This is a genomic window from Xanthomonas campestris pv. badrii (assembly GCF_012848175.1).
GTDB classification, from domain to species: Bacteria; Pseudomonadota; Gammaproteobacteria; order Xanthomonadales; family Xanthomonadaceae; genus Xanthomonas; species Xanthomonas campestris_C.
Genome location: NZ_CP051651.1, coordinates 926,378 through 938,535, shown reverse-complemented (window position 1 = coordinate 938,535; position 12,158 = coordinate 926,378). Strand labels below are relative to the sequence as shown.

Here is a 12,158-nt window from a genome sequence, read left to right as displayed (position 1 = left end):
CCCGGTCTCAGCGGACTATCCGCCGCCCACCGTGGCGTCGCCAGGCACCCGCACCCAGCCGTCCATCAGCACCCGCGCGCTGCGGCTCATCAGCGCCTTGGTCACCTGCCATTGCCCATCGACCTGTGTTGCCTCGGCCCCCACCCGCAAGGTGCCTGACGGATGCCCGAACCGCACCGCCGAGCGCGCCGCGCCGCCGGCCGCAAGATTGACCAGCGTCCCCGGCACGGCCGCGGCAGTGCCGATGGCCACCGCCGCGGTGCCCATCATCGCGTGATGCAGTTTGCCCATCGACATCGCCCGTACCAGCAGATCGATCTCGGCCGCATGCACCGGTTTGCCACTGGAGGCGATGTAGTCCGCAGGCGGCGCGACGAACGCCACCTTGGGCGTGTGCTGGCGCGTGGCCGCATCTTCCAGCCGCGCGATCAAGCCCATGCGTACCGCACCGTGTGCACGCAAGGTCTCGAACATGCTCAGCGCACGCGGGTCGCCATTGATGGCGTCCTGCAGTTCGGCGCCGGTGTAGCCCAGATCGCGCGCATTGACGAAGATGGTCGGAATGCCGGCGTTGATCAGCGTTGCATCGAGCCGGCCAAGGCCGGGAATGTCCAGCTGGTCGATAAGATTGCCGGTGGGAAACATCGCCCCGCCCTCGCCTTCGGCATCGTCGGCCGGGTCAAGGAACTCCAGCTGCACCTCGGCCGCCGGAAAGGTCACCCCGTCCAACTCGAAGTCGCCGGTTTCCTGCACCTGGCCATCGGTCATCGGCACATGCGCCACGATGGTCTTGCCGATGTTGGCCTGCCAGATCCGCACCGTTGCCACGCCATCGCGCGGCAGCGTTGCGGCATCGACCAGGCCGTTGGCGATCGCAAACGGCCCCACCGCCGCCGACAGGTTGCCGCAGTTGCCGCTCCAGTCCACGAACGCGCTGTCGATGGACACCTGCCCGAACAGGTAGTCCACATCATGACCCGGCCGCGTACTGGTGGAGGCGATCACGCTCTTGCTGGTGCTCGACGTCGCCCCGCCCATGCCATCGATCTGCTTGCCATAGGGATCGGGGCTGCCGATCACCCGCAGCAACAGCGCATCGCGTGCAGCACCGGGCTGCTGCGCCGCTGCGGGCAGATCCTGCAGACGGAAGAACACACCCTTGCTGGTGCCGCCGCGCAGGTAGGTGGCGGGGATGCGGAGTTGGGGAAGATGGGTCATGGCGTCATGATGTGGTGTCAGTAGAACGAGCAGTGGCTGATACGGTGTCGGTGACCACGCCGGCAAGGTGCCGGCATACCGTCACCGCTAGGGGGAATCCATCATCCATGCGGGAATATCGCGCTGCATCTGCAGCACACGCCAGATGACGATGTCGGCCGCGTGTGCGGTGTAGAACAACAAATACGGGTATCCCTTCAATGGCCAGGAAAGGATCTCCGGCAACTGCAGCAACATGGCGTAGCGGCTGGAGCCAACGTCGGGGTGACGCGCAATCACCGCCACCGCGGACTCAAGCGCCTTGATGAAGGCCAGTTCGCGCTGCATTCCAGCCTCACTGCCGTACCACGCCGCAGCGGCCTCCACATCCTGCAAGGCCAGCGGGCGCCAACGCGCCGACATCACTTGCTTGCGTCACGCGCGTGGGCACGTGCCCGAAGCGTATCGAACAATTCACTGCCCATCGGAACGGCGGGCCCGGAGTTGGCGCCGTCCAACAGCACGGCGCGCAGGTGTTGCGCGTCGCGCTGCCGGCGGATCAGCTCGCGCAGATACTCACTGCTGGAACCATAGGCGTGCTCCGCAACCTGCTGATCGACAAATGCCTTGAGCTCGTCGGGCAGCGAGATGTTCATGGTGGCCATTCACGTACTCCAATGGCAAAGATTGCCAAAGTGTGCCTGCTGGAAGCGCCGCCATCAAGCCGCGGCAGGTCCGCTGGACGGACCTGTCTCAGGCCGCCTTGCTCGCCTCAAGAAAATCCTGCGCAAACCGCTGCAGCACACCACCGGCTTCGTAGATCGAGACTTCCTCGGCGGTATCCAGCCGGCAGATCACCGGCACCTGCAGCTGCTCGCCATTGCGCCGATGGATCGAGAGTGTCAGCGTGGCGCCTGGGGTGCGCTCACCGGCGACATCGAAGGTCTCGCGGCCATCGATACCCAGGCTCTTGCGGTCGGTTCCAGGGTTGAATTCCAGCGGCAGCACGCCCATGCCGATCAGGTTGGTGCGGTGAATCCGCTCGAAGCCTTCGGCCACGATCACTTCCACGCCCGCCAGCCGCACGCCCTTGGCAGCCCAGTCGCGCGAGGAGCCCTGCCCGTAATCGGCGCCGGCAATGATGATCAGCGGCTGCTTGCGCGTCATGTAGGTTTCGATCGCTTCCCACATGCGCAGCACCTGCCCTTCCGGCTCCAGCCGTGCCAGCGAGCCGGTGGTGACCTGCCCATCGATCACCGCCATCTCATTGACCAACTTGGGGTTGGCGAAGGTGGCGCGCTGCGCGGTGAGGTGGTCGCCGCGGTGGGTGGCGTAGGAATTGAAGTCTTCTTCCGGCACGCCCATCTGTGCCAGATATTCGCCGGCCGCACTGCCGGCCAGGATCGCATTCGATGGCGAGAGATGATCGGTGGTGATGTTGTCGCCCAGCACCGCCAGCGGCCGCATGCCGCGCAGGGTGCGCACACCAGCCAGCGCGCCCTCCCAATATGGCGGGCGGCGAATATAGGTACTTTGCGGGCGCCAGTCGTATAGCGGGTTCACCCGGAGTCCCTGCCCCCCACTGCGCTTGAACATCGGGTCGTACACGCTGCGAAAATGCTCCGGCTTGACGCTGCGCGCCAGCACCGCATCGATCTCCGCATCGCTGGGCCACAGGTCCTTCAGCGTCACCGGCACACCATCGGGATCGATGCCGAGGACATCCTTCTCGATATCGAAGCGCACCGTGCCGGCGATCGCGTAGGCAATCACCAGCGGCGGCGAGGCCAGGAACGCCTGCTTGGCATACGGATGGATGCGCCCGTCGAAGTTACGGTTGCCCGACAACACGGCGGTGGCATACAGATCGCGCTCGATGATCTCCTGCTGGATCGCCGGATCCAGCGCCCCGCTCATGCCGTTGCAGGTGGTGCAGGCGAACGCCACGATGCCGAAGCCCAGCTGCTCCAACTCACTCAACAGGCCGGCTTCTTCCAGATACAGCTGCACCGCTTTCGACCCCGGCGCCAGCGAACTCTTGACCCACGGCTTGCGGGTCAGGCCGCGCGCATTGGCGTTGCGTGCCAGTAAGCCGGCGGCAATGACGTTGCGCGGGTTGGAGGTGTTGGTGCAGGAGGTGATCGCGGCGATGATCACCGCGCCATCAGGCATCTGCCCAGGCACCTCGTCCCATTGCCCCGCGATACCGCGTTGCGCCAACTCAGTGGTCGCCACGCGCTTGTGCGGGTTGGAGGGCCCGGCCATATTGCGCACCACGCTGGACAGATCGAACTGCAGCACGCGCTCGTAGTGCGCGGTCGCCAGGTCGTCCGCCCACAAGCCGGTGTGGCGTGCGTACGTTTCCACCAGTGCCACCTGCGCATCGTCGCGGCCGGTCAGACGCAGGTAGTCGATGGTCTGCTGGTCGATGTAGAACATCGCCGCGGTGGCACCGAATTCCGGCGTCATGTTGGAGATGGTGGCGCGGTCGCCGATGGTCAGCGCACTGGCGCCGGTGCCGAAGAACTCCAGGTATGCCCCCACCACGCGCTGCTGGCGCAGGAACTCGGTCAACGCCAGCACGACGTCGGTGGCGGTGATGCCCGGCGCCGGCCGCCCGGTGAGTTCCACGCCGATGATGTCCGGCAGGCGCATCCACGAGGCACGCCCCAACATCACGTTTTCTGCTTCCAGGCCGCCCACGCCCACTGCGATGACGCCCAACGCATCCACATGCGGGGTGTGGCTATCGGTGCCCACGCAGGTATCCGGAAACGCCACGCCATCCAGCGTGTAGATCACCGGCGACATCTTCTCCAGATTGATCTGGTGCATGATCCCGTTGCCTGGCGGAATCACTTCCATGTTCTCGAACGCACGCTTGGTCCATTCGATGAAATGGAAGCGATCGGCATTGCGGCGATTTTCCACGTCGCGGTTCTTGGCGAACGCCTGCTTGTCGAACCCCGCGTATTCCACCGCCAACGAGTGATCCACGATCAGCTGCACCGGCACCACCGGGTTGACCTGGGCCGGGTCGCCACCCTGTTCGGCAATGGCATCGCGCAGGCCAGCCAAGTCCACCAGCGCGGTCTGTCCAAGGATGTCGTGGCAGACCACACGCGCCGGAAACCACGGAAAATCCAGCTCGCGCTTGCGCTCGATCAGCTGGCGCAGGTAGGCCTCCAGCATCTGCGGCTGCGCGCGACGCACCAGATTTTCCGCGTGCACGCGCGCGGTGTACGGCAGCGCCACATACGCGCCGGGCTGCAACGTATCGATGGCGGCGCGTGCATCGAAATACTCCACCGAGGTGCCCGGCAGGGGCTTGCGGTACTGGCTATTCATGGCTGGCGATATCACGAAGCGGGCGGGATCTGTTGCTGTTGCTGTTGCTGGCACTGCTGTTCACCACGTACTGCTCGGCACCCTCCCTTCTCCCGCACGCGGGAGAAGGTGCCCGAAGGGCGGATGAGGGACGCTCGCACGCAGCAACTTTCAGGAGCGCTGCTCCAGCGGCACGAACACCTGATCCCCCGGGCCGGTGTAATTGGCAGAAGGCCGAATGATCTTGCCGTCCACGCGCTGCTCGATGATGTGTGCGCTCCAACCAGCCGTACGCGCAAGCACGAACAACGGGGTGAACATCGCCGTCGGCACGCCCATCATGTGGTAGCTCACTGCACTGAACCAATCCAGGTTCGGGAACATCTTCTTGATGTCCCACATCACGCTTTCCAAGCGTTCGGCGATGTCGTACATCTTGCGGCTGCCCTGCTCATCGGAGAGCTCGCGCGCCACGTCCTTGATCACCTTGTTGCGTGGGTCGGACACCGTGTACACCGGATGCCCGAAGCCGATCACCACTTCCTTGCGCTCCACCCGCGCCTTGATGTCGGCCTCGGCTTCGTCCGGCGTGTCGTAGCGCTTCTGCACTTCGAACGCCACTTCATTGGCGCCGCCATGCTTGGGGCCACGCAGCGCGCCGATACCACCGGCGATGGCGCTGTACATGTCGCTGCCGGTGCCGGCAATCACGCGGCAGGCGAACGTGGATGCATTGAACTCGTGCTCTGCATACAGGATCAGGCTGGTGTGCATCGCGCGTACCCACGACTCCTTGGGCGCAAACCCGTGCAGCAAATGCAGGAAATGCCCACCGATCGAATCGTCGTCGGTCTCCACCTCGATGCGCTTGCCGTTGTGGCTGTAGTGATACCAGTACAGCAGCATCGAACCCAGCGATGCCATCAACTTATCGGCGATGTCGCGCGCGCCCGGATGATTGTGGTCGTCCTTTTCCGGCTGCAGGCAGCCCAGCACCGACACGCCGGTGCGCATCACATCCATCGGATGCGCCGACGGCGGCAATTGTTCCAGCGCCGTCTTCACGGCCGCCGGCACGCCGCGCAGCGAGCGCAGCTTGGCCTTGTAGCCGCGCAGTTCGCCGCTGTTGGGCAACTTGCCGTGCACCAGCAGGTAGGCGATCTCCTCGAACTCGCTGGTGGTGGCCAGGTCGAGAATGTCGTAACCACGGTAGTGCAGGTCGTTGCCGCTGCGGCCCACGGTGCACAGGGCGGTATTGCCGGCGGCCGTGCCGGACAGTGCAACGGATTTCTTCGGCTTGAAGCCAGGAATGGCGGTGTCGTTCATGCGATGAGCTCCCAAACGGTGGCGTGTTGCGATGTCACGGACGAAGTAAAGGAATCGGCGCGCAGCAACGCGCGATCATGCGCCTTTGCGTGCGAACAACGCATCCAGCCGCTGCTCGTAATCGTGATAGCCGATGCGCGCGTACAGTTCCTCGCGCGTCTGCATGCTGTCCAGCACGGCCTGTTGATGCCCATCGCGACGGATCGCGGTATAGACCGCCTCGGCGGCCTTGTTGGCCGCACGGAAGGCCGACAACGGAAACAGCTGGATCGCCACACCGGCCTGCGCGAGCTGGTCGCGGGTGAACAACGGCGTCTTGCCGAATTCGGTGATGTTGGCCAGCACCGGCACCTTCACCGCCTCGACGAAGCGCGCGTAGGTTTCCAGATCGTAGGCGGCCTCGGCAAAGATGCCGTCCGCACCGGCTTCCACGCAGGCGATGGCGCGCTCGATGGCCGCATCCACGCCTTCCATCTGGATTGCATCGGTACGCGCAATGAGGAAGAACGCCGCATCGGTCTTGGCATCGGCCGCCGCCTTGACCCGGTCCACCATCTCGCCCTGGCTGACGATCTCCTTGCCCGGCCGGTGCCCGCAGCGCTTGGCGCCCACCTGGTCTTCGATATGGCAGCCAGCCGCGCCGGCCTTGATCAGGGACTTGATGGTGCGTTCGATGTTGAACGCGCTCGGCCCGAAGCCGGTGTCCACGTCCACCAGCAGCGGCAGTGCGCAGACGTCGGTGATACGCCGCACGTCGATCAGCACATCTTCCAGCGTGTTGATGCCCAGGTCCGGCAACCCAAGCGACCCGGCCGCCACGCCGCCGCCTGACAGGTAAATCGCCTGATAGCCGGCGCGTTGCGCCAGCAGCGCATGGTTGGCATTGATCGCGCCAATCACCTGCAGCGGCGACTCGGCAGCCAGCGCTGCGCGAAAGCGCGTGCCGGCGGTGGTGGTGGACGAAGACATCATGACGATTCCTGCGATGAGATGAAAGATCAGGCGCAAAGGCCGTGCCAACGGCAAGTGGTTGATTTTACTATCGCGCGTAGCCCGCAATGTTGCATGAACGCAACATCTGGCGCAGCATGCAACACTACTGAAACATGACTTGCCAGTGCCCAGGATCCCACCCACCGACTCCATGGAGTCCACCCAGCCCACCATCTGGACCGTCAGCGTCTCGCGACTGACCGGCCTGCTGGCCGACGTCATTCCGGAATTCGACCAGCGTGCGCGCATCGAGCAGATCAACCTGGGCTTTGCCGACGCGGTGGAGGTCATCAGCCAGCGCCTGCGCCGCGAGCGCTGCGACGCGCTGGTGGCCGGCGGCTCCAACGCCGCCTATCTACGCAGTCGCCTGCCACTACCGCTGGCGCCGATCCAGGCTACCGGCTTCGATCTGATGGAAGCGCTGGCGCGCGCGCGCCGCATCGCCCCGCGCATCGGCGTGGTGACGCATGCCAGCGACGTTCCTTCGTTTCATGCCTTCCAGGCCAGTTTCGATCTGGACATCGAACACCGCCGCTTCGTCACCGCCGAAGATGCGCGCGACTGCATTGCCGACCTGCGCACGGCCGGCATCCAGGTCATCGTGGGCACTGGCATGGCGATCGATTTCGCCGAGCAGGCCGGCCTGCCCGGCGTGCTGCTGTACTCAGCCGCATCGGTGCGCCAGGCCCTGGAACAGGCCATCGCGCTGGGCAGCGCCTCCACCAGCCCGCCGCCGCGCACTGCGCGCAGTGGCACGCGCCGCGTGCGCCGCAACGACGCCCTGCTTGGCGAAGACGCCCCCATGCTGCAGGCACGCGAACTGGTGCAGCTGTATGCCCCCCATTCGGGGACGGTACTGATCAGCGGCGAGACCGGCACCGGCAAGGAACTGGTCGCGCGCCAGCTGCACGCCGGCAGCCGGCGTCGCGGCCGCTTCGTCGCCATCAACTGTGGCGCCATCTCCGAATCGCTGCTGGAAGCGGAATTGTTCGGCTATAGCGATGGCGCCTTCACCGGCGCACGCCGCGGCGGCCACACCGGCCTGATCGAAGCTGCGCACGAAGGCACCTTGTTCCTCGATGAAATCGGCGAGCTCCCCACGCCGCTGCAGACCCGCCTGCTGCGCGTCCTGGAAGAGCGCGAGGTGTTGCGCGTCGGCGCCACCCTGCCAGTGGCAGTGGACGTACGCGTGGTCGCCGCCAGCCTGCAGGACCTGCATGCCCTGGTCGAGCAGTGCCGCTTCCGGCGCGACCTGTTCTATCGCCTGGCGGCACTGCGCATCGCCCTGCCGCCGCTACGCAATCGCCCCGATGCCATTGCGCTGCTGCTTGCGCATTATTTCCAGCAACTGGGCAATAGCGCCTCGCCCCTGTCCGAAGACGCCTTGCAGCGGCTGCAGCAGCACACCTGGCCCGGCAACGTGCGCGAACTGCGCAATCTGGTCGAGCGCCTGTGCATTCATTGGAAAGCGCAGCCGGGCGAGAGCTTGCGCCTGGAACACCTGCAACGCTGGGCGCCCGAGCTGTTCGAAAGACACCCCGATCATCAGACCGCTCCAGGCACGCAGACAGACCTCGCCGTATCGCGCATGCAGCTCACCGCCGCAGCGGTACGCACCGCACTGGATCGCGCCAACGGCAACCGCGCCATTGCCGCACAGGCACTGGGCGTCTCGCGTACCACGCTATGGCGCTGGATGCAGGCAAACCGACACATGGCAGACCCATAGCCCTCAGCCCGCGCTTGCAATCACGCTGACGACGCGCCTTCAGCAGCGTCGGCCAGCACGCGATGACCCAGCATCTGCAGCGTTTTCCTTGGCAACCACGCCTCCGATGGCACCGCAGCGCCACCAACCCCGGCGTCACTTGACCCGCGTGTACTCGGTATCACCAGTGCTCAAACGCCCGGTCGCCTCATCGATCGCATAGTTGACGGTGCCGCTGCCACTGGACACCTGCAGCACGCCCTTGGTCAGCAGCGCCGGGTAGTTCCTGGTCTTGGCGCCATTGCCAAACAGTTCCGGCATGGTGTCGCGGATGATGAAGCTCTCGCCATTGTGCTCGATGCTCAGCACATTCTTCTGCGACTTCACGTTGACCCACTTGCCCACGTACTGCTCGCCCACATCACGCGCGCAACCGGCCAACAGCAACGTCGCAACCAGCGCACTTCCCAGCAGCGTCTTCATCGCCACTCCATCTCGAACAGGGGCCTTGCAGGATGGCAAGTCCTTGTCGAGCTCGCAAGAAGACCGCTGTAACGAAAAGGGCTTAAGTCCCCCGCCCGCACAACGCGACGCACCGCTGGCGACGATGCTGGCGCACCACTCCGCATCGATGCCAGGAACAGATCGCACGGCCAGGTCCTGCAGGCAGCGCATCCTTCCCCAGGCCTGCTGACGGCACGCGCGATGCCGCTGGTGAATCCCAGCCGTTCACCACCAACAAACGCACATCGCACACTCCAGCCGACGATAGATTTCCGAACGATCACCGCATGATCGTCTACAAGGTCGAGAACGGCATCTTGCTGATTGCGCAAGCGCGCTATCACTACGCCTGATCTTGGTCTCGCGATTCGGCGGCAACGCTTGCACGCGCGCGCGCTCTGGAACGGCACAAAAACACCAGGCAACAAAAAACCCCTTAGGACAGGGGTTTTCGAGATCACGTCATGGTGGGCGGTACAGGGATCGAACCTGTGACCCTTGCCGTGTGAAGGCAATGCTCTACCGCTGAGCTAACCGCCCGGTGACGCGAGCCGCACATTATAGGGCAGCGGCAGCAATCGTCAACAGGTGTTTACCTGGCCCTGTCATGCGACGACACCGCGGCTGCATCGGCTTGATCCGATCGCCGCGGCGCAGCGGATGGGCCTTGCGTCTCACGCGCCACCCCGCTACGCCAACGCCCCGTTTCACATGGTGTGCGTGGGCTTGTCCGAGGTGGTCAGGCCGGCCAGCAGGGTTTCGATCTTGTTGCGCACTGCCTCGCCTTCCGGGCCGTCCGGGAACTGCACGCCGATGCCGGCGGCGCGGTTGCCCTGCGCACCGGCGGGGGTGGTCCAGATGACCTTGCCGGCCACCGGCAGGCGCTCGCTGGAATCGGGCAAGGTCAGCAGCAGGAACACCTCATCACCCAGCATGTAACGCTTGGGCGTCGGCACGAAGATGCCGCCCCCTTTCACGAACGGCATATAGGCGCTGTAGAGCGCCGGCTTGTCCTTCAACGCCAACGACAAAATGCCTTGGCGTGCATTCATTGCACTCATCGAGTTCCCCTAGAACGTGCCTGGCGCTCTCCCTCGCGCCAGGCCAGCAGCAATTCCGTCACTGCCAGGTCGGCGCGGACGGTGGTACGCAGCAGATCGCGGGTGCGATTGGCGGCGTCGAACCAGGTCGCCAGCTTGTGCAACCGCGATGGATCGGTCAAGCCGGCCGATGCCTGCGCCAACGCCAGGTCAGCCGCATGACGCAGACGCTGATCGGCCTGGCCGTCGTTGGTCCAGCGCTGCGCAACCTCCACTGCGCCGGCGCGACCACTGGCGATCTGCTCCAGATCCTGTGCCACAGCGCGTCGCACCGTCAGGCCATCCTCGCGCAACCACTGCGCGGCCAATCCGGGATGACCGCGTGCAGCATCCAGCGCCTCCTGCGCGGCGCGCGCCTCGACACCCTGCGCCAGCAACCACTGCAGCGCCTCGTGCGCGGGCGGCAGCTTGAATTCCAGCCGCTGGCAGCGGCTACGGATGGTGGCCGGCAAACGTGCCGGCTGCGCACTGATCAGCCACAGGTAGCGGCCCGGCGAGGGTTCTTCCAGCGTCTTGAGCAAGGCATTGCAGGCGGCGCGATTGATCGCATCGGCCGGGTCGACGATCACCACCTGCGCGATGCCGTACTGCGGCGTCAACGACAGCTTCTGCGAAATCTCGCGCACCTGCTCGATGATGATCTCGGTACGCAGCTTGTCGCCGGTACGGTTGGGAATGAAGGAGATCAGCTGCAGGTCCGGATGGGTGCCGGCGGCGATCAATTGGCGCGTGCGCTGCGCCAGCGCCGGGTCGGGCGAGCTGGCCAGCACGTGTTCGGCCAGCGCCAGGGCCACCTCGCGCTTGCCCAGGCCTTCGGGGCCACAGATCAGCAGCCCGTGCCCGAGCCGACCGGCATCCAGTGCAGCCACGGTCTGGTCGAAGGCGCGCTGCTGCCAGGGCGAAAACACAGCGGTCATGGCGTGGGCTCCTTCTGCGGCAGGGTCGGCTCGCGGCGACGCTGCAGGTAGCGCGCCACCGCGGCGTTGTGCTCGGCCAACGTGGCCGAGAAGGCGTGGGCACCGGTGCCGTCACCCACGGCCACGAAGTACAGCGCATCGCCGGGAGCCGGGCGGACCGCCGCCAGCAGCGCCTCGCGGCCGGGCATGGCGATCGGCGTCGGGGTCAGACCGGTGCGCGTATAGGTGTTGTACGGCGTGTCGGTGGTGAGGTCGCGGCGGCGGATATTGCCGTCGTAGCTGCTGCCGATGCCGTAGATCACGGTGGGGTCGGTCTGCAGCTTCATGCCCATCTGCAGGCGACGCAGGAACACTCCGGCGATCAGCGGCCGCTCGCTGCCCAGCGCGGTTTCCTTCTCGATGATGGAGGCCAGGATCAGCGCCTGCTCCGGCGATGCCAGCGGCAGGTCGGCCGCGCGCTGCGCCCAGGCCTGCGCCAGCGCCTTGTCCATCGCCGCATGCGCGCGTTTGAGCACATCCAGATCGCTGTCGCCGCGCTGGTACAGATAGGTTTCGGGCAGAAAGCGTCCTTCCGGATGCTGGCGGGCCACGCCGAGCCGCGCCATCAGCGCCGCATCGTCCAGGCTGCCGATGGACTGCTGCAACGGCGTGGCGGTGGCCAGCGCGGCGCGCAGCTGGCGGAAATTCCAGCCCTCCACGATCGTAAAGCGGTACTGGATGACCCGCCCCTGGCGCATGCGCGTCAGCAGCTCGCGCGGCGACAGTGCCGGTGCCAGTGCGTATTCGCCCACCTTGAGCTTGCCGGCGGCATCCACCTGGCGCGCGAGTAGCTGCCATTCCAGATCGGTGCCCTGCTCCAGGCCGGCCGCGCGCAACTTGCGCAGCGTGGCCTTGAGTGAATCGCCAGGTGCCACCACCACGCTGGGCGCGGTGGCCTTGGCCGGCGTGTCGGCGAACTGCAGGTAGTGCCGCCATGCCACCAGCGCGGCAATCGCCGCCAGCACCACAAGCAGCATTGCCGTGCCCAGCACGGCCAGACATCCGCGTTTGCCAGTCACCGCCACACCCACCTCGTCATTGCCCCAG

Annotated in this window: 11 protein-coding genes and 1 tRNA gene; 1 reads left to right on the top strand and 11 read right to left on the bottom strand. The window is 65.6% G+C overall.

Going from position 1 to position 12,158, the window contains the following annotated elements:
* Positions 1 to 15 precede the first annotated feature (15 nt).
* The 6 genes from prpF to prpB all read right to left on the bottom strand — a co-directional run bounded on the left by prpF (position 16) and on the right by prpB (position 6,822).
* Positions 16 to 1,218 carry a 2-methylaconitate cis-trans isomerase PrpF gene (gene prpF, locus HG421_RS04080; protein WP_169705323.1) on the bottom strand — a complete coding sequence of 401 codons (1,203 nt, stop codon included), beginning with the start codon at positions 1,216 to 1,218 and terminating at the stop codon, positions 16 to 18.
* Positions 1,219 to 1,305: 87 nt separating this feature from the next.
* Complete coding sequence (locus HG421_RS04075; protein ID WP_228329938.1) at positions 1,306 to 1,620, bottom strand: type II toxin-antitoxin system RelE/ParE family toxin; 315 nt, start codon at positions 1,618 to 1,620, stop codon at positions 1,306 to 1,308.
* Positions 1,620 to 1,862: a type II toxin-antitoxin system ParD family antitoxin gene (locus HG421_RS04070; protein ID WP_169705321.1), complete on the bottom strand. Its 243-nt coding sequence runs from the start codon at positions 1,860 to 1,862 to the stop codon at positions 1,620 to 1,622. The genes HG421_RS04075 and HG421_RS04070 overlap by 1 nt, the downstream gene beginning before the upstream one ends.
* A gap of 88 nt (positions 1,863 to 1,950) precedes the next feature.
* Positions 1,951 to 4,545 carry a Fe/S-dependent 2-methylisocitrate dehydratase AcnD gene (acnD, locus tag HG421_RS04065; protein WP_169705320.1) on the bottom strand — a complete coding sequence of 865 codons (2,595 nt, stop codon included), beginning with the start codon at positions 4,543 to 4,545 and terminating at the stop codon, positions 1,951 to 1,953.
* A gap of 150 nt (positions 4,546 to 4,695) precedes the next feature.
* Positions 4,696 to 5,850, bottom strand: a complete 1,155-nt coding sequence (gene prpC / locus HG421_RS04060; RefSeq protein ID WP_169705319.1) for a bifunctional 2-methylcitrate synthase/citrate synthase — start codon at positions 5,848 to 5,850, stop codon at positions 4,696 to 4,698.
* A 75-nt stretch (positions 5,851 to 5,925) separates the two neighbouring features.
* Positions 5,926 to 6,822 (bottom strand): methylisocitrate lyase, encoded by an 897-nt coding sequence (gene prpB, locus HG421_RS04055; RefSeq protein ID WP_169705318.1) that lies wholly within the window; start codon positions 6,820 to 6,822, stop codon positions 5,926 to 5,928.
* A gap of 145 nt (positions 6,823 to 6,967) precedes the next feature.
* Here prpB and prpR point away from each other — a divergent pair, with 145 nt between their 5' ends.
* Positions 6,968 to 8,572 (top strand): propionate catabolism operon regulatory protein PrpR, encoded by a 1,605-nt coding sequence (gene prpR / locus HG421_RS04050; RefSeq protein ID WP_429001908.1) that lies wholly within the window; start codon positions 6,968 to 6,970, stop codon positions 8,570 to 8,572.
* A 135-nt stretch (positions 8,573 to 8,707) separates the two neighbouring features.
* Here the strand turns inward: prpR and HG421_RS04045 are convergent, their stop codons facing one another.
* The 5 genes from HG421_RS04045 to mltG all read right to left on the bottom strand — a co-directional run bounded on the left by HG421_RS04045 (position 8,708) and on the right by mltG (position 12,142).
* Positions 8,708 to 9,034 carry a hypothetical protein gene (locus HG421_RS04045; protein WP_169705317.1) on the bottom strand — a complete coding sequence of 109 codons (327 nt, stop codon included), beginning with the start codon at positions 9,032 to 9,034 and terminating at the stop codon, positions 8,708 to 8,710.
* 486 nt (positions 9,035 to 9,520) lie between these two features.
* Positions 9,521 to 9,595 (bottom strand) — tRNA-Val (locus HG421_RS04040).
* Positions 9,596 to 9,762: 167 nt separating this feature from the next.
* The gene (locus tag HG421_RS04035) at positions 9,763 to 10,116 is read right to left on the bottom strand and encodes a PilZ domain-containing protein (RefSeq protein WP_003483889.1); all 354 of its coding nucleotides are present in this window, start codon (positions 10,114 to 10,116) and stop codon (positions 9,763 to 9,765) included.
* Positions 10,113 to 11,072, bottom strand: coding sequence for a DNA polymerase III subunit delta' (locus HG421_RS04030; RefSeq protein ID WP_169705316.1), 960 nt, complete (start codon positions 11,070 to 11,072; stop codon positions 10,113 to 10,115). Before HG421_RS04030 ends, HG421_RS04035 begins: the two co-directional genes overlap by 4 nt.
* The gene (gene mltG / locus HG421_RS04025; RefSeq protein WP_169705315.1) at positions 11,069 to 12,142 is read right to left on the bottom strand and encodes an endolytic transglycosylase MltG; all 1,074 of its coding nucleotides are present in this window, start codon (positions 12,140 to 12,142) and stop codon (positions 11,069 to 11,071) included. Before mltG ends, HG421_RS04030 begins: the two co-directional genes overlap by 4 nt.
* Positions 12,143 to 12,158 lie beyond the last annotated feature (16 nt).